The organism is Cohnella massiliensis (assembly GCF_900169535.1).
Lineage (GTDB): Bacteria > Bacillota > Bacilli > Paenibacillales > Paenibacillaceae > Cohnella > Cohnella algarum.
The window spans coordinates 1,199,315-1,220,313 of the sequence record NZ_LT821259.1; the positions used below are offsets into that span (position 1 = coordinate 1,199,315).

Here is a 20,999-nt window from a genome sequence, read left to right on the forward strand (position 1 = left end):
GTTCTAGTGGTGTAACAGCCGTGGAGGTTCGAGTCCTCTCGACCGCACCATACTTATCAACAGTAGGTTTCTGATCTGCGATTTTGCGCGGAGCAGGGCCTTTTTTGTTTGTCAGGATACTCTGGTTTCAGGTGATGCTACCCAATGCCTTTTTACCTGTCCTACAGCGCTTAAGCAAAGGCGAATCCGTCGACGATCGATTCGGTAATTGCGCCCTTCTCATGCCAACTGTCATAAGCTGAACATTCGATAGAGAACGCGATCGAACATCCGATCGGACAAGATTTTTCGGAGAATTAGAACGGGTCTGGCATCGCCCGCCCCGATCCAAAAACAAGCCATGGAACAATCCGGAATGCATGTTGAACCGATGGATTTCATTGACCATGTTTCCGAATTTATTGCCTATACGGCAAGTTATTTGAACATGAAATCGGAAAGTAACCTCGTCAAAAAGTGAAAGATCCAGGCCGTGACAGGTTTTTTCCGTCATAAGAAGTTGCTAATTTTTTCGCAAAATAAACAGGACACTGCATGCCTCTTGTCAAAGGTTAAACCACCACAGAATAACCGACGAGAGGGAGTGTCCTTAGCAACATGGTACCACAAGCAACGAACCATGCGCCAGAACAAAAAACACGCCGCGAACGCCGAATGGAAATTCTTGCGGAGCGTCGCCGAATCAAACAGATCGTGAAGAAGTTGAGACCGGTCACGTTCGACAACAACACCGTCACGGAAGCCGGTAACTTCCAGTTCCTCGCTCGATTCAAGGAACTCATCGGTCTGGATGCCCTGATTGAAGATCACTTCCATCTGGAGCAGAAAGCCAACTGTGTCTACCCGGCCTCTAAGCTTGTCGATCATTTGCTGGACTGCGCGCTGCTCGGCCACACGCGTTTTTCTCATATGAATGCCCTTCAATCCGATCCAGTTTACCAGATCGTTACCGGTATCGACCGCTTTCCTGACGAAAGCACCTTCCGCGGCTTCTTGAGCAAGCTCTCCTGGAGCCACTTGATTCAGCTTGTCGCCTTAAACCGGGATTTGCTGGCTCGCCATGCTCGGATGGGTGAAAAGCGTCTGGTCTGGATCGACATCGACGATACAGTCATCACGCTATTCGGTGAACAAGAAGGCGCAACAAACGGCTACAATCCGCGTTACCACGGACGCCCCTCGTACAAAATCCGGGTTGCCTTCATCGCCGGAAGCGGCGAGCTCATCCACTTGCAAGTGAATCCCGGCAACACGAACGGCATGAAGGATCTGCTCTCGTTCGTTAAAGAAATCGAGGCGATGCTGCCGCCGGAATGGATCATCGAAGGCATCCGGGCCGACTGCGGCTTTGCCGATGACACTGTCATGGCGTACGCTGAAGAACGTGGGTGGCAGTACATCTTCAAACTGCCGAAGAAGGCCACTGTGAAGAAGGCCATTTCTTACCTTCAGCAGCATCCTGCGTTCTGGGAAACGCTGGCGGAAAAACAAGAGGACATCACGTTTGCGACCGAAGACGATCGTTGGGCTGCTGCCGACATCCCGATTCTCCTCACCAACTGGGAGAAAGCACGGCGCTGCGTCATCTACCGGGAAGCCCACGAAACCGAGCGTACGACCGATGACCAATTGACGATGGCGCTTACGACCTATTCCTTCCAAGCCATCGTCACGAATGCCGAACTCAAGCCTTTGCCGCTGCTTCGCTCGTACAACAAGCGGGCCAACATCGAGAATCGCATCGATGAATTGAAAGAAGGTTATGCGGTGGAGCAGAACAGCCAGCATTCCCTGCTCCGGAACTTGCTGTTCAGCTGGATCAAAGCCATCGCCTACAACGTGATGGTCTGGTTCAAACAGACGCTGATGCCGGAATCGCTCAACCGGTGCGAAGTCCAAACGATTCGCCGGACGGTGATCCGGGTGCCCGCCAATGTGGTCGGTTCCGGCCGATACCAGCATATCCGGCTTGCGCCGAATCCGACGCTCGCTGGCATCGTCGACACCATGCAACACAAGCTTAGAGCGTTGGCTGAACGGTTCATACTCGTTCAGCCAGTGGCATGACGGATCGATTCATCGCCTCAACATGACGAAATTGGAACCTGTAAAATCAGGGTCTTCTTTGGGTTTGCCCAAAAGCGATTAGCACTCCCGTCTGAAAGCAAGAAGATTCGAAATCCAGTCCCAAAACCCGCATCGAAACGGGGATTCCGCGGACAATGACGGGTTATCCACAGGCTTGAGTTATCCACATTCCGATTTCATGTTGAATAACCCGTCGAAAACAAGCGACGAATTCGCTCGGAAAATGAATATCGAAGTCCCCGCCGCTGTTTGACGGGGACTTCGATTTTTTTGTTCGCATGGTCCGGGATTTCCTTCCGTTTGAGCCCGACTTTTGTCCAGCGCCGGAATAGCCCGCAGGTGGATACTTCCATTTATTTCTACACGTATAATCAACTTGGTAATGCGCGAGCGATCATTTCGAACTCATGAAGGAGATGGGCCAAGTGAAAACGTTAATCGAATTCAGAAACGTAGCAAAGGAATACCGGATAGGGGAAGTCCCGATCAGGGCTTTGGATGGCGTTGATTTTACTATATCCGAAGGGGAATTCGTCGTCGTTCTGGGCGCAAGCGGTGCCGGTAAAAGCACGATTCTGAATATTCTTGGCGGGATGGATACGGCGACTTCCGGTCAAGTAATCGTCGGCGGTCAGGAAATAACCCGATTCAACGACAAAAAGCTGACGCAATATCGCGGCGAAAAAGTGGGCTTCGTTTTTCAATTTTATAATTTGATTCCGAATTTAAATGCGTTGGAAAATGTCGAATTTGCCGCCGAAGTATGCAAAAACCATCTGGACGCTAAAGAAATCCTGAATAAGGTTGGGTTAAAAAATCGAATCAAAAACTTCCCTTCCCAGCTCTCCGGAGGAGAACAGCAAAGAGTCGCGATCGCGAGAGCCGTTGCCAAAAATCCCTTGCTCCTGCTCTGCGACGAACCGACCGGCGCTTTGGATTACGAAACGGGAAAAACGGTGTTGAAGCTTCTTCAGGATTTGAACAAGGAAACGAAAAAATGCGTCGTATTGGTCACGCATAATTCCGCTATCACTCCCATGGCCGACAAAATTATCAAAGTCAAAAGCGGAAGGATCGAAAGCGTTCAGATCAATGAGGAAAAACAAAGCGTCGAAGGGATTGAGTGGTGAGCATGAAATTATTTTTCAAACTGGCAAGGGATACGAAACAATCGTTCGGACAATTTATGGCCCTGGTTTTGGTTGTCGCCGTAGGCGCTTTCTTCTACGCGGGGCTGATCACTTACAGCAGCAACCTCAATGCGTATGCGAAGGATTATTTTAACGATCATCGATTAAGCGACTTGCACGTTTATTACAGTCAAATTTCCAAAGATGACGCGGCCGGTTTAAGCGAAATCGAAGGGATCGATAAACTGGAAGGACGGTACACCTTCGATGCCGTGCAAGTTTTTGAAGACAGTAAAGCTTCGTTAAAAATTCATTCGATCCCCGCGAACAATGAAATAAACACGCCTACGTTGATAGAAGGCGCCGTTCCGTCATCGAAAGGGGAGATTTTATTAGATTCCCATTATGCAAAAGAACATCTTTTTCATGTTGGCGATCGGCTCCGTTTAAGCGTGAATGAAAACGATGTGACGTTCGTCATCAGCGGTTTGGGCGAAAACGTCGAATATGCAAAAAAGAACGAAACCCAGGACCATAAAACCCACGGATTTGCTTATATAGCCGAAGTGACGGCATCGGACCTGTTAGGCGGCTTAGCCTATAATGAAATCATGGTCGATGCGCAAGAAGGCTACGATATCGATCAATTAAGTCAAGCCATCGAACGGCAATCCCGACACCTCCCCTATTTAAACCAAGCAAGCAAAGAGCGGACCTTCAGCTATTCCAAGATCACCGAGACGATTTACAATAATAAAATGATGAGCAGGGTCATTCCTTTGCTGCTCTTTACCATCGAAGCCATCATTCTGTTTCTGACCATGTCGAGGATGATCGATTCTCAAAGAAATCAAGTGGGGATCATGAAGGCTTTGGGGGTCAAAAACAGAAGCATCATGCTCCATTACATGGGATACCCTTTGGCGATCGGCATCGCAGGATCTATTCTGGGCTCCGTCATTGCCGGATTGGTTTTCATTCCTTACGTAACGATGTCTAATGCGAGGGCTTATTCGCTGCCCGACATTTCATTTTCGTTTTCCCTCTTCTCCGTCATCCCTCCGATCCTCTTCTCCAGCGCATTCGGAATTCTTTCCTGCTACCTGAGCGGCAGAACGATATTAAAAGAAAATGCGGCCCAGGCGATGCGTCAAAAACCGCCCAAGAAGATGAAGAAGCTGCTTATCGAAAGAGCGCCGGGAATTTGGCGTCCTCTCTCCTACAGTTCCAAACTCATTATCAGAAATATTTTTTTGAATAAACCAAAAGCGATAGCGAGTTCAATCGGCGTGATGATCAGCACGGTTTTATTGATCACGGCTTTCGGCACTCAATCGGCATTGCTTAAAGTAGCGAACCAAGTGGAAGAAGTTTATTCTTACGATTTAAAAGTGGATTATGCAACGGCGGCATTAACGGGCTCGCCAAACCTGCCCTCCGGAATCCGGAACAGCTATGATTTAACTTCCTTTCCAATCGCGTTCATAAAAGACAAAGAGCAGGAAAATGCCACCTTAGTCGTGACGGAAAAGGAGAACGACCTTATTCAATTTTTTGACAAGAATGAAAATGAGTTGTTTTTGGAAAATAACGGCGTACTGGTCCCCCAATCCTATGCCGACAAATATCGCATCGCGGAAGGGGATACCGTCCACATCCGGTTTACGGCGCCCGAGTTTAAAAATAAAACGGTCGAGATGAAGGTGCTGCACATATCCGCGCAGTACTCGAATCCGTCGTTTTACTGCACTCCCGCTTATTTAAAAAGTTTTGGCATCGACTACCGCCCAACCTCGCTTTTGGTCAAAGCCGATAGCGCCGCGGATCTTGCCCACGTTCGCGACTTCTTCGAGCAGGATCAACGCGTAGAAACGATTGCCGATCAAAACGATCTGAAGGAATCGGCCCGATTTATTTTGCAGCAAAACAGTTTTATTTTCATCATGTTTATCGTATGCGCCGTTATTCTGTCCTTCGGCGCGATCTACACGATATCCAACATCAACATTTACGAACGAAATCGCGAGCTTGCGACGCTTAAGGTATTAGGCTACCAGAAAAGTAAAATCAATCGGCTTATCTTTTTTGAAAATAATATTCTAACCGCTTTTGCGATCGTTGCCGCCTTGCCGATAAGCGGCTATCTATATGGGGTGATCGTACAGGCGCTGTCGAGCTCCCATCAGCAAATCCCGGATCAATTAAATGTGCCGATCCTGCTCGTAGCCGTTGTCCTTGCTTATTTGCTTACCGTCCTGTCGAACTTGCTGCTTCGGACAAAAGTAAACCGGATCCATATGATTGAATCCTTAAAAAGCATTGATTAACCGAAGCGGGGAAGAGAAATTACCCTTAGGCGATTTGACCGGCGAGAACACCAGAGACCGCATCCCGTAAAGGAGGCAGGTCTCTTTTTTCTTCGCAAAGCATCGTCGACAATCCCGTATCCGCTGTTTTCGTTCCCGTTGACAGAACATGGATTGTTGACAACGTAAATACCCTAATGATAGGATAATATTATCCTAAGATTAGGATATCTTGTGTTAGAGTAAAAGGAGAATGGGGAATGAACATTTTTTCAATTGTTTTGCAAGTGATTTTAGGGTTAGGTTTTATCATGTTCGGAATGATGAAGTTTGGGTCCAAACAAATGGTGGAAGGATTCAAGCATTACGGTTATCCGGGCTGGTTTCGAGTATTCACGGGATTAGTCGAACTCGTCTCGGGAGGATTGACGATTGCGGGCATTTGGAATGAAACTTTGGCAGCTTGGGGCAGCTTACTTATCGTGATCACGATGATCGGAGCGATCGTTACGCATCTTAAAATCAAAGATCAGGTTCGACAAATGATGATGCCGATCATTTTGCTCCTATTAGGGTTGATCGTGTTTGGGATCCATTTCGAAACGTTATGGGGATAACCTTTTTCAAAGGAAGTGAAGCTAACGATGCAAATGAAGATCATTCATCCTCGCGACCAAGCGAACGGACAATTCGACGACGGAAAGATTCGCGAGCAAAAGCCGATAGGCTTTCCTGGCGAAGGCTCGCTCATAAGCCGGTTAGGGCCATTATTTTATTGGGCGTGGGGACATTCGGAGGGGCCCGCGGAAATCGGCTTCCATCCGCATCGGGGATTCGAAATCATCACTTATGTGATTAATGGGAACACGTATCACCGCGATACGCTTGGTACGGAAAGCGTCGTCGAAGCAGAAGGAGCCCAACTCATGCAAACAGGCTCCGGCGTGCACCATGCGGAAGCGTTAAAGGAACCGTCGGAAAGCTTTCAAATTTGGTTTGAACCGCATTTAAGCCAAGCGGTAAAAAGGACGCCGACTTATTCGCACTATCACGCCGAGGAATTCCCCGCAGGGGTCAAAGACGGCGTGACGATCAAAACTATATTGGGAAACGATTCGCCGATGAAGATCGTAACGGATGCCCGAATGTGGGATATCCGTATTCCTAAAGGAGCAGTCTATAGCCATCGTCTTGCGCAAAATCGAACGTTAGCCGGACTGGCGATCAGAGGCGACGGATGTTTAACAACGGAAACGGATCTGCCTCTCCATTTTATGCATAAAGATTTTATTGTCATTCAAACGGGACAAAGCGGAGAAATTTCCCTTCATGCTTCGGATCGAGAACTTAGAATCTTTATGATTGAAGTTCCGACGGAAGTCGATTATCCTTTATACAATAAACGAAGTTAACCGTAGAAAGGAAGGAACGGACAGAGGGAGCGGTGGAATTGATCCAAGGAGACGAAAAAAGTCAAACGGATTTGCGGCTTTTCCGCGTCTGGCTCAAAGCCAGCAAAACCGTTTTTAATCTAATCGCAAAAGATATCGAAAGATATGGAATAAGCATGGAAAATTTCATGATTCTGGAACTTCTTTACAACAAGGGCCCTCACACCATTCAAAAAATCAGCGAAACCTTTTCCATTCCCAGCGGAAGCATTACTTACGTTGTGGACAAGCTGGAAAAAAACGAATTTGTAAAGAGGCACCCCAGTCCGACAGACCGGCGGATTTCTAATGTCGTATTAACCGACAAAGGGCAGCGTCTGTTTCAAGAAATTTTCCCTCAGCACGTCGAAGCGATTTCCCGGATTTTATCGCCCTTAAACAAGGAGGAAAAAACCGACTTGACGGAACTTCTTAAAAAGGTGGGACTTGGCGCTGTCAACGCTTAAGTTCATGAACGGGCTCGACGGCCAAAAGAGTTCGACAGGAAATGAATCTTTTCAACGCCCATGCCGCCGTTGGCGGCATGGGCGTCTTTGCGCGGAATGAATCGTTTCCGATCAAAACGACATTCCCTGTCTTCAGGACGACGAAATCGTTTTTGCTTGTTCTGTCTTTTTAACGGCGGGGCTCAAGGCCAGGCGATGCTCGGGGTCGTCTCCCGGACGATCGGCCGGGTGTAAATATGGGAAATTTGATACGGCTGATTCGGATCTTGAATGCGGGAAAGCAGCATCTCCGCAGCCTTGATGCCCATTTCGTTGCTATAGATATGGACGGTAGTCAGATGAGGCTCCACGATGACGGATTCGGGCGCGTTGTCGAAGCCGCAAACGACGGTATCCTGCGGAATGGAAAGCTGCCGGTTTTTGAGCGCTTTCATTAAGCCGACGGCGATAAAATCGTTGGCGCACACAAAGACCGAGGGGAGCTTGGCCATCCGGTCCAGCCGCTCCTCCATCCAATCGGGCTCGGAGAAGAAAAGGCGATCGTCGTCCACGATGCATTGGTCGAGGTCGAGCTTGATGCCCGCCTCGGACAGCGCGCGGTTAAAGCCGACCCATCTCTCGTGAAAGCTGAGGCAATGCTGAACGTCCCCTACGAACCCGAAGCTTTCGCAACCGCTTTCGATCAGCTTCCGGGCCAGCGAATAGATGCTGTGCTCGTTCTCCATCAGCAGAATGTCGGCCGGAAAATCCGGGTAGCAAACGAAGGCCGAGCAGTCGACAAAAATGGTCGGAATCCCGAGCTGCGTCACGAGCTTGCTGTACGCCAGGTCGAACAGCTCGATGCAGACGATCCCGTCCACGTTGGACGGATCGAAGTTGTTCGGCAGCGACCGGGACGCAATGTCGATGTCCCGGACGATGTGGATGGACAAATTATAGCCTTCCGCGCTGATTCTTTTCTCCAGGCCGCTGATGAGAGCCGAGCCGAAGTGGGAGGTATTGGGCAGGTTCGCCGTCAGCAGCGCGATGTTGCCCGAGTTTTTGGGCAACAGGTTCTCGCTTTCCATCAACGCGAATTGCTTGTATTTCAATTCGATCGCCTTTTTGATCACTTTATTGCGGGTCTCCGCCGGAATGTTCTCGTTGCCGTTCAGCGCCTTGGAGGCCGTATTCCGGGAAATGCCCAAAGCGTCGGCGATGTCTTGAATCGTTACTTTCTCCTTCGCCATCGTTCCACCTCGATGAGATCTGCGTGCCTGGTCTTCCCTGATGCCGCTAGTCTCCTTCAAATGTATAACAGTTCGTGCAAAATAGCAATATAAAGTTTACAAATGCACAATTATATTTACATTTAAACAATTAAAAGTTGGCGAAAATTGACATTCGGAAAATTCGAGGGTCTTTACGGATGAAGCCGAAATTTGATCAAACCTCCGATCCTATCGCCTGATTTCCCAAGGGAATAGGCATTTTGTTGATTTTTCTATCAAAATCATCGATATTTTGCACTAGTACTTCGATTATTAATTTGTCATTTGTGAAATTAAATTTTTACAAAATGTATTGACATTGCCGCTTGTCCTTTACTAATATTGGTTTTGAACCGGAGGACGAAACGGGAAGCGCGAACGGATTTTGTTGTTGTTGAAAGCCCTTACTGAAGTGTGAATGCAAACTTAGCGAGAACGGAGGTATCCGATTGCAGCAAACGAGCAAGGTAGGCTTTCTTTATTTGCTTCTGGCGCCGGCCCTGATCCTGACCTTGATTTTCAAATACGGCCCGATGTACGGCGCGGTCATCGCCTTCAAGGATTTCAACCCGATCAAGGGGATATGGGGGAGCGATTGGGTAGGGCTCAAGCATTTCGACAAGCTTTTCTCGTCGCCGAATTTCGACGTCATTTTTATGAATACGCTTAAATTAAGCTTGTACGGGCTCGTTCTCGGTTTTCCCGTCCCGATCCTGCTTGCGCTCATGTTGAACCAGATTCGCAAGGCAAGGGTCAAGAAGAACATTCAGCTTTTTTTGTACGCCCCGAACTTCATCTCCGTCGTCGTCATCGTCGGCATGCTGTTCATCTTTCTGTCGCCGACCGGGCCTGTCAACCAACTGCTCGCCTGGTTCGCGGACAAGCCGATCATGTTTATGTCGAACCCCGAATATTTCCGGTGGCTATACATTTTATCGGATATTTGGACGACGGCCGGCTGGTCCTCCATTATTTACGTTGCCGCGCTGGCGAACGTGGACCCCGAACTGCACCACGCGGCGAATCTGGACGGCGCCAGCCTGCTGCAGCGAATCCGGCATATCGATCTGCCGACCATCCGGCCGATCATGGCGATCGTGTTCATTTTGGCCGCGGGCGGCATCATGTCGATCGGGTTCGAGAAGGCTTATCTGATGCAGACGGCCGCGAATTTGCCAGCGTCCGAGATCATTCCGACCTACGTGTACAAGCTGGGCTTGCAGTCGGGGGATTACGCCTATTCCTCCGCCGTGGGGCTGTTCAATTCCGTCATCAACGTCATTTTGCTTGCCGCCGTCAACTTTATCGTCAAAAGGCTGAACGAGGGCGAAGGTCTCTACTGAAGAAAGGAGCAAAACCCCAATGCCTGTCAAACATTCCCGAACCGACCGCCTCCTGCTTGCCGTAAACGCCGTCGGTCTGTCCGCGGCCGTCCTGCTCGTCGTCGTTCCGCTCGCGTACATCGCGGTGGCTTCCTTCATGGATCCTTCCGTGCTGCTGAGCCGCGGCTTGTCGTTCAACGTCTCGGACTGGTCTCTGGACGGCTACCGGAAGATTCTGGGCAATCCGGCCATGGTCCGGGGGTTCGGAAACGCCGTGCTGTACTCGGTCTCCTTCGCCTTCGTCACCGTAACCGTATCCGTATTCGCGGGCTACGCGCTGTCGGATCGCCGGTTGAAAGGACGCGGGTATTTCATGACCTTTTTCCTGATCACGATGTTTTTCGGAGGCGGGCTCGTTCCCACGTACCTGCTGGTCAAAAATCTCGGCCTGCTCGATACGGTCTGGGCGGTGATCATTCCCGGATCGGTCAATGTGTGGAACATCATCCTGGCGCGGACGTTCTTCAGAGGCGTGCCGGTCGAGCTGAAGGAGGCCGCCAACGTCGACGGCGCTTCCGAGGCGAAGATTTTTTTCCATATCGTCCTCCCGCTTTCCAAGCCGATCGTATTCGTGCTTGCGCTGTACGCCTTCGTCGGGCAGTGGAACGCCTACTTCGACGCGATGATCTACCTGGACGACCCGAAATTGCACCCGCTGCAGCTCGTTCTGCGGTCGATCCTGATCCAGAACCAGGTCGATCCCGGCATGATTTCCGACCGGCTCGCGATGGCGGAACTCAAGCGACTGTCCGAGATTATCAAATACGCGGCGATCGTCATTTCCAGCCTGCCGCTTGTCGTGATGTACCCGTTCTTCCAGAAATATTTCGAAAAAGGCGTCATGGTCGGATCCCTGAAATAAGGCCCGGCTGCGCACATAGATGCTTATGAAAAAAACAACCGATCGGGAGGTCCATCTGCATGGAAAATAACCGAAAAACGAGATTCGCCCTCAAATCCGCGTCCGCGGCCGTCATCGCTTCCGCGCTTCTGCTGTCGGCCTGCAGCGGCAAGGAGAGCGGCAGTTCGCCCAGCCAGGACCCAAGCGGCAAAGTCACGCTGACGTTCATGACCCAAAGCTCGCCGCTCGCGCCGGCGGATCCAAACGAAAAGCTGATCAACAAGCGGCTGGAGGAGAAAATGAACGTCCGCATCGACTGGATCAACTATACGAAAGACGCGTTCGTGGAAAAGCGGAATCTCGCCATGGCGAGCGGCGATTTTCCCGACGCGATTTTCGATGCCGGGTACGGCGACTATGAGCTGCTCAAGCTGGCCAAAGACGGGGCGATCATTCCGCTGAACGACCTGATCGACCGGCATATGCCCAACTTCAAGAAGGTGTTGGAAGAAGCCCCGGAGTACAAGTCGATGATTACCGCGCCGGACGGGAACATCTACGCCTTTCCTTGGATCGAAGAGCTCGGCAGCGGCAAGGAGCGGATTCAGGCGGTCGACGCCGTCCCGTGGATCAATGTCGAATGGCTCGACAAGCTCGGGCTTGAAATGCCGAAGACGACGGAGGAACTGAAGGATGTGCTGATCGCGTTCAAGACCCGGGATCCGAACGGGAACGGGCAGGCGGACGAAATTCCGCTGTCCTTTATCAATAAGCCGGGCGCCGAGGATCTGGTCTTTCTCTTCGGCTCGTTCGGCCTCGGGGAAAATCCGGATCATGCGGTCGTCACGAACGAAGGCAAGGTCGTCTTTGCGCCCGCCGAAGAAGGGTACAGGAACGCCGTCGGCTATATCGGCGAGCTGTACAAGGAAGGTTTGATCGACGTTGAAGCGATTACGCAAGACTGGAACACGTATGTCGCCAAAGGAAAAGACCAAAAGTACGGCGTGTACTTCTCGTGGGACAAGGCGAACATTACGGGCGACAACGACAGCTACGCCGTGATGTCTCCGCTTGCCGGACCGGACGGGCGCGTCAACGTGGCCCAAACGAACGCGCTCGGCTTTCACCGCGGCCGGATGGTCATCACGAGCGCCAACAAGAACCTGGAGACGACGGCCAAGTGGGTCGACCAAATGTACGACCCGATCCAATCCGTCCAGAACAACTGGGGAACGTATGGCGACGAAACGCAGCAGAATATCTTCGAATACGACGCGGAGAAAAACATGCTGAAGCATCTGCCGCTGAACGGGACCGCTCCGGTGGAACTGCGGGACAAGACGAGCGTCGGCGGTCCGCTCGCGATTCTGGACAGCTACTATGGCAAGTACACCACCTTGCCGGACGACGCCAAGGAGCGCATGCGGATCGTCAAGGAAGTGATGGCGCCCCATATGCAATCGGACTTTTCCATGCCGAACGTCTTTCATTCGATCGAAGAGCTGGAGCGTCTGACGACGATCGAAACGGATCTGTTCGCCTACGTCCTGAGAATGCGGACCGAATGGTATCAGAACGGGAAGATCGACGAGCAGTGGGACGGCTATCTGAAGGAGCTTGACCGGCTGGGGCTGAAGGAATGGCTCGAAATCAAGCAAACCGGCTACGACAGAGCCGCGAATCCATGACCGCGGCCCCGGCGGTAATGACGAATCAAGACAAAAACGAGACCCGACCGAGGGAGCAAAGGAGAGACGCCGGATGTCGACCGTCGCCAAGCAAAACTATAGAGGAAGGTACCATTATTCGCCGAAGGAAAAATGGATGAACGATCCGAACGGACTGGTGTATTTTGCCGGGGAATATCATCTGTTTTATCAGCACCACCCCGGCGGAATGACGTGGGGACCGATGCATTGGGGCCACGCCGCAAGCAAGGACCTCGTTCACTGGGAAGAGTTCGGCATCGCGCTCGCACCCGACGAGAACGGGACGATCTTCTCGGGAAGCGCGGTGGTCGATTGGCGGAATACGACCGGTTTTTTCGGGGAGGAGCCCGGGCTTGTCGCGATCTATACCCGGCATTGCGAAGCCGAAGGGACCCCCCCGGTTCAGACGCAATGCCTGGCCTTCAGCGCGGACAAAGGCCGCACCTGGACGAAATACGAAGGCAATCCGGTGCTCGCGCACGACGTTTATGCCGATTTCCGCGATCCCAAGGTGTTCTGGCATGTGGAGACCCGGCGCTGGGTCATGATTTTGGCTTGCGGGCAGACGGTTTGCCTGTATCATTCCCCCGATTTGAAGGCGTGGACGTTCGGAAGCGAATTCGGCGACGGCCTGGGATTTCACGGCGGGGTATGGGAGTGCCCCGATCTGTTCCCGCTCGCGGTAGACGGGGATCCCGCCCGAACCCGATGGGTGATGCTCGTCAGCGTCGGCGACGATCCGGCTTTCCCGGAAGGATCGAGAATGCAGTATTTTACCGGAGATTTCGACGGGATCTCGTTCGTGCCGGACGCGGACTCCAAGGAGGTGCGCTGGCTGGACGGCGGCCGGGACCATTACGCCGGCGTCAGCTGGTCCGACATTCCTCCGGAGGACGGGCGGCGTCTGACGATCGGCTGGATGAGCAACTGGAAGTACGCGAATTTAACGCCGGCGGACATGTTCCGCGGAGCGATGACGGTGCCGAGGGAGCTTGCGCTCGAAGACAGGGACGGCGTCGTCATCCTGGCGCAAAGACCCGTCCGGGAACTGGAACGCGCCCGCGTTCCGGTGCTGACTCTCGCGGGCGCGACGCGGCGGGAGGCCGAAGCTGCGCTGCAAGCGCTGCGGCTGGACAGCTACGAGCTGGTCGCCGAAGCCGAAGCCGGCCGCTCCTTTGCCTTCAAGGTAAGGATGGGGGGAGACCAGGAGACGGTCGTCGGCGTCGACGCGGATCGCGAAGAAGTGTATGTCGATCGAACGCGATCCGGAAAGCATGAGTTCCACGAGCAGTTCCGGGGCGTGCACACGGCGGCGCTTCGCCCGCGGGGCGGTCGGATCGATCTAAGGATTTTCGTCGATCGGGCTTCCGTCGAAGTATTCGCTTGCGAAGGGCAAGCGGTCGTCACCGACCTGATTTTTCCCGATCCGGAATCGACCGGGCTCTCGCTGGAGGCCGACGATGAGGATTTCCGGCTGATCTCGCTGTCCGTGTTCGAAATGGCGCCGCGGCTTCCCGAGTAAGAACGGATTCGGCATGGTCAAACGATCTGCAAAGCGTCCTTCGCTTTGAATCAAGCAGCAGGGGGCAGTCTCGAAGTCGACGGACTTCGGGGCTGCCGTTTTTCTGTCCGCGATATTCCTTGAAGCGCCCCGGGGTGGTCGATTTTTACATCGGAAATACTTGAATTCCCTGGTTTCCTCCGATCAGGACGTGCAAATTCTCGATTTGCCCCAGAATTCCGACGACGATTTGAATGATCGATACGTGGAACATGACGATCGATCGGCTGCCCGAGCCGTATGAAGGAGCGTTTCGCATCGAGCTGCCAGGAAGACCCTATATGGCGATACGTATGACGAGGGTTTAAGACCAACCGCTTCCCCGCTTCGGCTTAGGGAGACTGCGGACTTTAAAACAGGCGTTGCGAAACGGCGGATTTCGCAATGCCTGTTCAATGCCGCATTATTCGGGTAACTCCTCAAGGAAAGAATGCTAGATCCGTTTCTCAAGAATGAGCGCGAAATATTCGATATTTCTTGTCAAGAAGTCCTTGTTTTCAAAGGATGTATCCTGGAATTTGCGGTCCATATCCCCCAAGAACGCCTTGTTTCATTCATGGATGACATCTCCATACAGGTTATATGTCGGCATATTCCCCTGTATTTTTAATTTGCAGGCGAACCATCCCATCCGCGCCGCACGAACCGGACAAAAAACACCAAAAACTTTGAATTCGCAATATTTTTGGCAGGTTTTAAAATTCGTTCCTTTCCCTTATAATCCACTATAGACTCAAACGAGTACGCGATCCGGCCAACTCCGCCTTGCACGATTTTCCGCTGCTTCCGCTTTCTTTGAGGCTGCTTCTCTCTAAATTCCGATCCACAAATACGGTTTTCCATTCCGAACAGCGGGAGGCGGTTCGATGATCCGCTTGATGCGCCTGAACATTTCGAAATCGTTCATGAAGATGATCGCGTACATGGCGATAGCGATGCTGCTGATGGTCGCTCTTTTGTCCAAATTACTGTACGACAAATTCGAGCAGATCGGCTTTGACAACGCCTACGAACTCAATCAAAAGCTGCTTGCTCAGTTGACATACAACATCGAGTATATGAATGAGACGGTAAGAACTCTCTCCATCACGCAATATTTCACGCCGGGCAACATATTGCTGATGCAGGCCAAGGAACTGAACGATTTCGACCGGATCAAGTACGTCCATGCGTTTCACAACATTATCGTCAACAACCCGATGCTGCACTCCGCCGTTTTGTACAATCACCGACTTCAACAATACCATTATATCGGAGCCGAGGAAGACCGGGATTTGCAGAACATGCTGAAGGACGGGGGATCGTTGCCCGTATTGAAGCCGGTTCCCCGGATCCTGAACGAGAACGATACGCTTATCCCCGTTTTCACCTACTACATGTTCGAGAAAAGGGGCGGCAACGTGCTCGAAGACGGCGCGCTGATCCTGAACGTGAAGATGGATTGGCTGCGCGGCGAGCTGCTCAAATGGATCGACGACGATACCCATTATATGATCGTCGACGGCAGCGGACGGGTGATCGTCGATGCGAGAGAACGATATCGGCCCTTCGAGTCGATCGAGTGGCCGATCGCGAGGCAGCCGGAAACGGCCGGCGGAAAGGAAAGCCGCACGATCGCGACCGAGGACGGGCAGAAGAGGGTCATCTCCTCGCATGCCATTCCGGGAACGGATTGGACTTTTGTCAGCGATGCGCCGTACGACAGTCTTTTTCATTTCATTCTCGACACGAGGCGGCAGACCATTATATACGCGGTATTGGCGATGCTCGCCGCCGTTGCCGTATCGGTGGCGCTTTCGCGCGTTTTTTATTCCCCGATCGCCAATCTGGTGAAGAAGGTCATGTCGGTTGCCGGAGAAATGAGCGACGCCAAAGACGAGACCGACTATATCGCAAAGGCGTTTCACTCGAGCATCCGGCAGTATGAGGTCTATAAAACGTCGACGCGAGAGCTGATCAAGGAAAATGTGCTGAAATCGCTGCTGACGGAATCCGTATCGGCGAAACCGCCGGTCATGGGGGAGGCGCTGCGCGAACTGGAGGCCATATGCCAGGCGGGCAGATCCTACGCACTCGTCCTGCTGACCTTCGACCAGACCCGGCTGTATGCGAGAATGCCCAACTCCGAGAGGCAGCTGGTAAAGCTTTCGTTGTTCAACATCGCCGACGAGGTGTTCGGCGCTTGGGCGGCCTGCGCGAAAACGGATCTAGGCGACGGCGAGTACGCTTACTTGCTCGGCACGGACGTTCAAGGCATGGGGGATGCGATGAAACATTTGCGGGAGCAGATTCGTATGATACAGTCTCTGGTCAATCGGGTTAGCCGAATGATGACGATTTCGGCCATCATCGGCCAATCCTCCGGCGATATCTCGAGGCTGTCGGAACTGTTCAAAAACACCCAGCGGCTTCGGCAATATCAGATGTCCCTGGGAAGCGGCTGCCTCATCGAAGTCGGCGATATCCCGGAACGGGACGACAAGTCCGACTATCCCGAAACGGCGGAACGCAAGCTGACGGAAGCGATCAAAGCCCAAAACGCCGAAGCGATGAAGGAGGCGTTTGCCCAGTTTATCGCTTCGCTGGGCTGCTGCGACAATCAACGCCTCTCTCTGTCGCTGCTGCAGCTCTCTCTGGCCATCGGCAGAACGTTGCACGAAATGAACCGCAGCCGGTTCGAAAAAATCGAACTCGATATGGACCGGTTTCACGGCGTCATTTTGCAGTCGGATACGCTCGAGGAAATCCGGCGCCATTTCGATCAACTGTTCGAGACGGTCGTCCGGCAATCCTCCCAATCGGTTGCGACCAAGCATCAGGTCATCGTCGAATCGGTTATCGGCTACATTCATCTTCACCTGACCGACGAGGAGCTGAGCCCGAAAGCCATCGCGGCGGAGTTCAGGTTGTCGGTCGGCCATTTGAGCGAACTGTTCAAGGAAGCGGCGCAGAAATCGATATCGAGATACATTTTCGATCTCCGCATGGAGAAGGTTCGTTATCTGCTGAAATCGACGGACAAGAGCGTTCGGGAAATCGCGGCCTCGTCCGGCTTCCACAACGAAGCGAGCTTTTACAAGGCATTCAAAAACGAGTTCGGCGTGACGCCCAACGAATACCGCATGCATGCGGTCGTCGAGCAAATGAAGCGCCCCGGTCCGATGTAAGCGGACGCGTCCGGCATGGGATTCCGGGAAATTGACATACTCAAAGCGATAAATCCTTGAAATTGCAAGTGGCAAATCGCCGCCCGGCTTCCCTATATTGTGTAGTGAGCCGCACTCGTTATAGGGATGGTGGTGAATGTTGAATGTTGAATGAAGCGGCAGCGGAAAAACCGGCAGGCGCCGGGAAAGAGAAAGTTAAAGTTAAAAGGAAAGGGATGGTTTATCGAAGAAGACAGGCCAGACAGCTCACATGGTTGGCGTTGCCGGCCATCCTCCTGTTGTTTACGTTTCAATACCTCCCCATGGGCGGTATCGTGCTCGCGTTCAAAAATTTTCGCTACGACCTCGGAGTGTGGGGCAGCGAATGGGCGGCCTTCGACAATTTCAAATTCTTCTTTACTTCCGCCGATGCGTGGAGAGTAACGAGGAACACGATCGGCCTGAACTTCATCTTTATCGTCGTCGGCACGATCGGCTCCGTCGCCGTGGCGATTCTGCTCAGCGAGGTCCATCGAAAATGGCTGAAACAATTTTACCAGACCACGATGTTCTTTCCTTATTTTCTATCGTGGCCGGTCGTCGCCCTGATCGTGTACGCGTTCTTGAACATCGACCTGGGCATCCTGAACAAAGGCATGGAATGGTTAGGATTGGAAGCGGTTTCGTGGTACTCCGAGCCTCAGGTCTGGCCCTTCGTTTTGACGGCGGTGCACTTCTGGAAGTATGTCGGCCACGGCGCGATCATCTATTACGCGGGAATTATGGGGTTTGACCGAACCTACTACGAAGCGGCGGCGGTGGACGGGGCGACGAACGGCCAAATGCGCCGGTATTTAACGGTGCCGATGCTGGCTCCCTTGGTCATTATCATGTTCCTGATCAGCCTCGGGAACATCTTTCACGCCGAGTTCGGGCTCTTCTATATGGTCACGCAGGATAGCGGCATTCTTTACTCGACGACGGACGTCATCGATACCTATGTGTACCGTTCTTTGCGAACGATCGGCGATATCGGCATGGCTTCGGCAGTCGGGCTGTATCAATCTGTCGTCGGGTTCGTGCTCATCGTGCTGGTCAATGTGCTGATTCGGAAACACAGCAAAGAAAACGCTTTATTCTAACATAGTCGATCTAAAGGAGGGACGCGGCATGTCCGGAACCCGATCCCGAACGGCCAGATGGATCGCGCACATCCCGCTGTTGCTGCTGTCCATCGCCTGCATTGCGCCCATTGCGCTCATGGTCTCGATCTCGCTGTCCTCCGGGGAGAGAATCGCGGCGACGGGGTATTCGTTTTGGCCCCAAGACATCAATCTGGAGGCGTACGAGTATGTGTTCATGGCGTCGGAGCGCATTTTTCGGGCTTACGGCGTTTCGTTGTTCGTCACGATAACCGGAACGTTTCTTTCTCTGCTGGTCATGTCCATGATTGCGTATCCATTGTCCAGAAGAGATTACATCCATCGGGGCAAGCTGATGTTTTATGTCGTCTTTACGATGCTGTTTCACGGAGGACTCGTTCCCACTTACATTGTCATTTCGAATTATCTTCAGATGAAGGATACGCTCTGGGTGTTGATTTTGCCCTATCTCGCCGCTCCCTGGTTCATCATTATGCTGCGGACCTACTTCTCGCAGCTGTCCCACGAGATCATCGAAGCGGCGACGGTGGACGGTTGCAGCGAAAAACGCATTTTGTTCACCTTGATCATCCCGATGAGCAAGCCGGCGCTGGCGACGATCGGATTGCTTACGGTGCTGAGATATTGGAACGACTGGTTTCTCGGGCTGCTGTATATCGACAGTACGAATTTATATCCGCTGCAATTGCTCCTGTACGTCATGATGGCCAATATCCAGGAATTGCTTAGAACGGCGCTGGATACGGGCATCGTGGAAATCGCCGACTTCCCGTCGGAAGCGGCGCGCATGGCGATGGCGCTTGTCGTGGCCGGGCCGATGCTGCTCGTATTCCCCTTTTTCCAAAAATACTTTGTCAAAGGATTGGCGGATGGAGCGGTCAAAGGGTAGTCCGCGATGAATAGAATGGTAGTGCGCAATACAAATCAGGGAGGAAACGGAATGAAAGTCGGAAAAAAGGCGGGGTTCCTTGGTATTGCCTTGGCGTTGGCATTCGCGGCTTTGGCCGGGTGCGGCACGTCGAACGAGAAGCCGGCAGCGGAAACGCAAACGCCGGTTCAGACCGGAGCGAGCGAAACGCCGGATGCGCTGCCTCCTGCGAAGCTGGTCTGGCTGCTAAGGGCATCGCCGCAGACGGACGGGGCCGCCGTTCAGGAAGCGTTCAATAAAATCGTAAAAGAGAAAATCAACGCGGAAGTGGAGCTTCGTTTTATTGACGGCGGCGTATACGATACGAAAATCAAAACGATGATCGCGGCAGGAGAAACGTTCGATCTCGCCTTCGCTTCCTCCTCGCTTGGCGGGGATTTTTACGGGAGCGTGGCCAAAGGGGCGTTTATTCCGCTCGACGATTTGATCAAGACGTACGCTCCGCAGACGTTCGCGTCCATTCCCGAAGACTTCTGGGAGGCGGTCACGGTCGACAAGCGCATCTACGGCGTCCCGAACTATCAAATCGTGGCCAGGCAAAACGGCGTCGTCGTGCAGCAGCGGATGCTCGACAAATATGCGTTCGACCTGACCGGCGTGAACAAGCTGGAGGAACTGGAGCCCCTGCTTAAAAGCATGAAAGACGGAGAGAGCAGCAACAGCACGCCGTTTTACATGTCGAAGGCGGGCATTTGGAAAGATATGCTGACTTATTACGGCTTCGATTCGATCCTGTCCCCGATGTCGCCCGGAACCGTCAAAATCGGCGACGACAGCCTGAAGGTCATCAACCAGTATACCGAGCCGTCCTTCCTGGAGCATATCAAGCTGATCCGCGACTGGTACGAGAAGGGCTATATCAACAAGGACGTGGCGACCGCCCAGGTCGGCAGCACCTCCGACGGAAGCCTGTCGCTCAGCATGTGGAACAATATCAAGCCTGGCGGAAACGCGGAGATGAAAGCGCTTGTAGGCGGGAATGACGTCGCGCAGCACGTGCTGGACCGGCCGTTCGTCACGACGGCGAATATTTCGATTACGCTGCAAGCGATCAGCCGGACGTCCAAAAACCCCGAGCGGGCGATGATGCTCATCGAGCTGATGAACACGGACAAGGAACTGTACAACTTGCTCAGCTTCGGCATCGAGAACAAGCATTACAAGAAGACAGGCGCCGACCGCATCGAACCGATTGCCGACAGCGGCTACTTCCCGAACAAGTCCTGGTCGTTCGGCAACCAGTTTAACGCGTACCTGCTGCCGGAGCAGCCCGACGACGTCTGGCAGCAAACGATCGATCTCAACAATCGGGCGGAACGTTCCAAGCTGCTCGGATTCAACTTCGATATCGAACCGGTCAAAGCGGAAATCGCGCAAACCCAATCGGTGCTCGACGAGTATACTCCGGGATTGCTGACGGGCTCCGTCGATCCGGAAAAGTATTTGCCGCAATTTTTGGACCGGCTGAAGGCGGCCGGGGCGGATGCCATCATCGCTGAGAAGCAGAAGCAGATCGACGCCTGGAAGGCATCGCGGTAATGCGGTAATGCCGTAATGCCGCTTCATCATAGGAGGGCAAAAGCAAGCGCAAGAAGCTA

Annotated in this window: 17 protein-coding genes; 15 read left to right on the forward strand and 2 right to left on the reverse strand. The window is 52.6% G+C overall.

All coding sequences use genetic code 11. The features are described from left to right. Window positions 1-597: 597 nt before the first annotated feature. The 6 genes from B7E11_RS19365 to B7E11_RS19390 all read left to right on the forward strand — a co-directional run bounded on the left by B7E11_RS19365 (window position 598) and on the right by B7E11_RS19390 (window position 7,421). Window positions 598-2,067, forward strand: coding sequence for an IS1380 family transposase (locus B7E11_RS19365; RefSeq protein WP_080837657.1), 1,470 nt, complete (start codon window positions 598-600; stop codon window positions 2,065-2,067). Window positions 2,068-2,513: 446 nt separating this feature from the next. Further along, window positions 2,514-3,218 (forward strand): ATP-binding cassette domain-containing protein, encoded by a 705-nt coding sequence (locus B7E11_RS19370; protein ID WP_080837660.1) that lies wholly within the window; start codon window positions 2,514-2,516, stop codon window positions 3,216-3,218. Between the two features lie 2 nt (window positions 3,219-3,220). Then, on the forward strand, window positions 3,221-5,545 hold the full coding sequence (locus tag B7E11_RS19375) for an ABC transporter permease (RefSeq protein WP_080837663.1): 2,325 nt from the start codon (window positions 3,221-3,223) through the stop codon (window positions 5,543-5,545). Window positions 5,546-5,784: 239 nt separating this feature from the next. Then, window positions 5,785-6,141, forward strand: a complete 357-nt coding sequence (locus tag B7E11_RS19380; RefSeq protein WP_080837666.1) for a DoxX family protein — start codon at window positions 5,785-5,787, stop codon at window positions 6,139-6,141. 27 nt (window positions 6,142-6,168) lie between these two features. Further along, complete coding sequence (locus B7E11_RS19385; RefSeq protein ID WP_080837669.1) at window positions 6,169-6,936, forward strand: pirin family protein; 768 nt, start codon at window positions 6,169-6,171, stop codon at window positions 6,934-6,936. Between the two features lie 38 nt (window positions 6,937-6,974). Beyond that, window positions 6,975-7,421, forward strand: a complete 447-nt coding sequence (locus tag B7E11_RS19390; RefSeq protein WP_080837671.1) for a MarR family winged helix-turn-helix transcriptional regulator — start codon at window positions 6,975-6,977, stop codon at window positions 7,419-7,421. 182 nt (window positions 7,422-7,603) lie between these two features. On the opposite strand, the gene B7E11_RS19395 is transcribed toward B7E11_RS19390, so the two are convergent. After that, window positions 7,604-8,650: a LacI family DNA-binding transcriptional regulator gene (locus tag B7E11_RS19395; protein WP_080837673.1), complete on the reverse strand. Its 1,047-nt coding sequence runs from the start codon at window positions 8,648-8,650 to the stop codon at window positions 7,604-7,606. A gap of 470 nt (window positions 8,651-9,120) precedes the next feature. On the opposite strand from B7E11_RS19395, the gene B7E11_RS19400 reads away from it, so the two are divergent. The 4 genes from B7E11_RS19400 to B7E11_RS19415 all read left to right on the forward strand — a co-directional run bounded on the left by B7E11_RS19400 (window position 9,121) and on the right by B7E11_RS19415 (window position 14,125). Next, a complete protein-coding gene (locus tag B7E11_RS19400) occupies window positions 9,121-10,014 on the forward strand; it encodes an ABC transporter permease (protein ID WP_240353419.1) in 894 nt (297 codons plus the stop codon). A 19-nt stretch (window positions 10,015-10,033) separates the two neighbouring features. Then, a complete protein-coding gene (locus tag B7E11_RS19405; RefSeq protein ID WP_080837677.1) occupies window positions 10,034-10,915 on the forward strand; it encodes a carbohydrate ABC transporter permease in 882 nt (293 codons plus the stop codon). A gap of 59 nt (window positions 10,916-10,974) precedes the next feature. Then, a complete protein-coding gene (locus B7E11_RS19410; protein ID WP_080837680.1) occupies window positions 10,975-12,582 on the forward strand; it encodes an ABC transporter substrate-binding protein in 1,608 nt (535 codons plus the stop codon). A gap of 73 nt (window positions 12,583-12,655) precedes the next feature. After that, a complete protein-coding gene (locus tag B7E11_RS19415; protein ID WP_080837683.1) occupies window positions 12,656-14,125 on the forward strand; it encodes a glycoside hydrolase family 32 protein in 1,470 nt (489 codons plus the stop codon). Between the two features lie 145 nt (window positions 14,126-14,270). Here B7E11_RS19415 and B7E11_RS30395 read toward each other — a convergent pair whose 3' ends face one another. Beyond that, window positions 14,271-14,423 carry a hypothetical protein gene (locus B7E11_RS30395; RefSeq protein WP_245809874.1) on the reverse strand — a complete coding sequence of 51 codons (153 nt, stop codon included), beginning with the start codon at window positions 14,421-14,423 and terminating at the stop codon, window positions 14,271-14,273. Here B7E11_RS30395 and B7E11_RS29690 point away from each other — a divergent pair. The 5 genes from B7E11_RS29690 (at window position 14,392) to B7E11_RS19435 (ending at window position 20,940) form a co-directional block, all read left to right on the forward strand. Then, window positions 14,392-14,472 (forward strand): DUF5605 domain-containing protein, encoded by an 81-nt coding sequence (locus B7E11_RS29690; RefSeq protein WP_245809857.1) that lies wholly within the window; start codon window positions 14,392-14,394, stop codon window positions 14,470-14,472. The genes B7E11_RS30395 and B7E11_RS29690 overlap by 32 nt on opposite strands. 558 nt (window positions 14,473-15,030) lie before the next feature. After that, on the forward strand, window positions 15,031-17,331 hold the full coding sequence (locus B7E11_RS19420) for an AraC family transcriptional regulator (protein ID WP_080837686.1): 2,301 nt from the start codon (window positions 15,031-15,033) through the stop codon (window positions 17,329-17,331). 215 nt (window positions 17,332-17,546) lie between these two features. Continuing rightward, complete coding sequence (locus B7E11_RS19425; RefSeq protein ID WP_205432552.1) at window positions 17,547-18,452, forward strand: ABC transporter permease; 906 nt, start codon at window positions 17,547-17,549, stop codon at window positions 18,450-18,452. A gap of 28 nt (window positions 18,453-18,480) precedes the next feature. After that, window positions 18,481-19,362 (forward strand): carbohydrate ABC transporter permease, encoded by an 882-nt coding sequence (locus tag B7E11_RS19430; RefSeq protein WP_080837692.1) that lies wholly within the window; start codon window positions 18,481-18,483, stop codon window positions 19,360-19,362. Between the two features lie 51 nt (window positions 19,363-19,413). After that, a complete protein-coding gene (locus tag B7E11_RS19435; protein ID WP_176220823.1) occupies window positions 19,414-20,940 on the forward strand; it encodes an ABC transporter substrate-binding protein in 1,527 nt (508 codons plus the stop codon). The last annotated feature ends 59 nt before the right edge of the window (window positions 20,941-20,999 follow it).

Excerpts from the sequence above, each read along its gene's own strand:
- B7E11_RS19365 (WP_080837657.1), top strand. The coding sequence starts at position 598 with ATGGTACCACAAGCAACGAACCATGCGCCAGAACAAAAAACACGCCGC.
- B7E11_RS19375 (WP_080837663.1), top strand. The coding sequence starts at position 3,221 with ATGAAATTATTTTTCAAACTGGCAAGGGATACGAAACAATCGTTCGGA.
- B7E11_RS19380 (WP_080837666.1), top strand. The coding sequence starts at position 5,785 with ATGAACATTTTTTCAATTGTTTTGCAAGTGATTTTAGGGTTAGGTTTT.
- B7E11_RS19385 (WP_080837669.1), top strand. The coding sequence starts at position 6,169 with ATGCAAATGAAGATCATTCATCCTCGCGACCAAGCGAACGGACAATTC.
- B7E11_RS19395 (WP_080837673.1), bottom strand. The coding sequence starts at position 8,650 with ATGGCGAAGGAGAAAGTAACGATTCAAGACATCGCCGACGCTTTGGGC.
- B7E11_RS19405 (WP_080837677.1), top strand. The coding sequence starts at position 10,034 with ATGCCTGTCAAACATTCCCGAACCGACCGCCTCCTGCTTGCCGTAAAC.
- B7E11_RS19410 (WP_080837680.1), top strand. The coding sequence starts at position 10,975 with ATGGAAAATAACCGAAAAACGAGATTCGCCCTCAAATCCGCGTCCGCG.
- B7E11_RS19415 (WP_080837683.1), top strand. The coding sequence starts at position 12,656 with ATGTCGACCGTCGCCAAGCAAAACTATAGAGGAAGGTACCATTATTCG.
- B7E11_RS30395 (WP_245809874.1), bottom strand. The coding sequence starts at position 14,423 with ATGCGAAACGCTCCTTCATACGGCTCGGGCAGCCGATCGATCGTCATG.
- B7E11_RS19420 (WP_080837686.1), top strand. The coding sequence starts at position 15,031 with ATGATCCGCTTGATGCGCCTGAACATTTCGAAATCGTTCATGAAGATG.
- B7E11_RS19425 (WP_205432552.1), top strand. The coding sequence starts at position 17,547 with ATGGTTTATCGAAGAAGACAGGCCAGACAGCTCACATGGTTGGCGTTG.
- B7E11_RS19430 (WP_080837692.1), top strand. The coding sequence starts at position 18,481 with ATGTCCGGAACCCGATCCCGAACGGCCAGATGGATCGCGCACATCCCG.
- B7E11_RS19435 (WP_176220823.1), top strand. The coding sequence starts at position 19,414 with ATGAAAGTCGGAAAAAAGGCGGGGTTCCTTGGTATTGCCTTGGCGTTG.